This window comes from Halorubrum sp. Atlit-26R (assembly GCF_003666015.1).
Taxonomy (GTDB): domain Archaea; phylum Halobacteriota; class Halobacteria; order Halobacteriales; family Haloferacaceae; genus Halorubrum.
On the sequence record NZ_QPLT01000296.1, the window covers coordinates 1 to 594 of the forward strand.

1 pseudogene is annotated in these 594 nt (G+C 67.5%); it reads left to right on the top strand.

Annotation, left to right across the window (positions count from 1 at the left end):
- Positions 1 to 594, top strand: a pseudogene (locus DVK07_RS23985) (alpha-amylase); the annotation flags it as partial.

Genomic DNA, 594 nt, shown 5'->3' on the forward strand with positions numbered 1-594 from the left:
GGAGAAGCGGGAAGAGCGGCTATAGCGGCAAGAGTGGCTCAGCCCGAAAGAGCGGCGGCGAGAGTGGCTTCGCTTCCGGATCCGGATCTGGAGCACGCGCCGAACCCACCGAGGATGAGGATGGGCGCCCCCGTGTCAGGCTCGACGCAGAAATCGAAGGTGACGAGGCCGTCTTCCGGGCGACGCCGACGCCACACCCGGACTCGTCACGCGACGCTGCCGATCTCGACGTGGAGTTCCTTCTCGACGACCGGGATGACGCAACCCGTGAGGATGCGGCAGTCGACGACCGCGAACTCCGGGTCCCACTCGACGGGATCGACGACCGGGTCCGCGTCCACGGGGTCGCCGTCGGCGCGAGCTACAGCGTCGCCGACGCGGTCAGCGTCGATCGGCTCGGTGACGGTGCGGACTTCGGCGTCACCCGGCTCAACGAGCCGCCCGAGTGGGCCACGGACAGCACACTCTACGAGATCTACGTCCGCGGCTACGCGGACGACGACGAGGAAGCCGAGACCACTTTTGAGGCGCTCGAAAATCGGCTCAACTACCTCGACGAGCTCGGCGTTGACTGCCTGTGGCTCACGCCGGTGC